This is a genomic window from Streptomyces sp. NPDC056128 (assembly GCF_042263835.1).
Lineage (GTDB): Bacteria > Actinomycetota > Actinomycetes > Streptomycetales > Streptomycetaceae > Streptomyces.
Map to the genome: position 1 here is coordinate 1 of NZ_JBHJVQ010000094.1, position 1,376 is coordinate 1,376.

General features: G+C 53.3%; 1 rRNA gene. It reads left to right on the forward strand.

The window, feature by feature from the left end:
* Nucleotides 1-1,376 (forward strand): 23S ribosomal RNA (locus ACFC1X_RS40795); the annotation flags it as partial.

Consider the following 1,376-nt stretch of genomic DNA (forward strand, 5'->3'; position numbering starts at 1 on the left):
CCTGAGTGGATCCTGAGTACGGCGGAACACGTGAAATTCCGTCGGAATCCGGGAGGACCATCTCCCAAGGCTAAATACTCCCTAGTGACCGATAGTGAACCAGTACCGTGAGGGAAAGGTGAAAAGCACCCCGGAAGGGGAGTGAAAGAGATCCTGAAACCGTGTGCCTACAAGTAGTCAGAGCCCGTTAACGGGTGATGGCGTGCCTTTTGTAGAATGAACCGGCGAGTTACGATCCCGTGCAAGGTTAAGCAGAAGATGCGGAGCCGCAGCGAAAGCGAGTCTGAATAGGGCGCATGAGTACGTGGTCGTAGACCCGAAACCAGGTGATCTACCCATGTCCAGGGTGAAGTTCAGGTAACACTGAATGGAGGCCCGAACCCACGCACGTTGAAAAGTGCGGGGATGAGGTGTGGGTAGGGGTGAAATGCCAATCGAACCTGGAGATAGCTGGTTCTCTCCGAAATAGCTTTAGGGCTAGCCTCAAGGTAAGAGTCTCGGAGGTAGAGCACTGATTGGACTAGGGGCCCCCAACGGGTTACCGAATTCAGTCAAACTCCGAATGCCAATGACTTATCCTTGGGAGTCAGACTGCGAGTGATAAGATCCGTAGTCAAAAGGGAAACAGCCCAGACCGCCAGCTAAGGTCCCAAAGTATACGTTAAGTGGAAAAGGATGTGGAGTTGCTTAGACAACCAGGATGTTGGCTTAGAAGCAGCCACCATTTAAAGAGTGCGTAATAGCTCACTGGTCGAGTGACTCTGCGCCGAAAATGTACCGGGGCTAAACGTATCACCGAAGCTGCGGACTGTTCTTCGAACAGTGGTAGGAGAGCGTTCTAAGGGCTGTGAAGCAAGACCGGAAGGACTTGTGGAGCGCTTAGAAGTGAGAATGCCGGTATGAGTAGCGAAAGAGGGGTGAGAATCCCCTCCACCGAATGCCTAAGGTTTCCTGAGGAAGGCTCGTCCGCTCAGGGTTAGTCGGGACCTAAGCCGAGGCCGAAAGGCGTAGGCGATGGATAACAGGTTGATATTCCTGTACCACCTCCTCACCATTTGAGCAATGGGGGGACGCAGGAGGATAGGGTAAGCGCGGTATTGGATATCCGCGTCCAAGCAGTTAGGCTGGGAAATAGGCAAATCCGTTTCCCGTGAAGGCTGAGCTGTGATGGCGAGCGAATTATAGTAGCGAAGTTCCTGATTCCACACTGCCAAGAAAAGCCTCTAGCGAGGTGAGAGGTGCCCGTACCGCAAACCGACACAGGTAGGCGAGGAGAGAATCCTAAGGTGATCGAGAGAACTCTCGTTAAGGAACTCGGCAAAATGACCCCGTAACTTCGGGAGAAGGGGTGCTCTGTTAGGGTGCAAGCCCGAGAG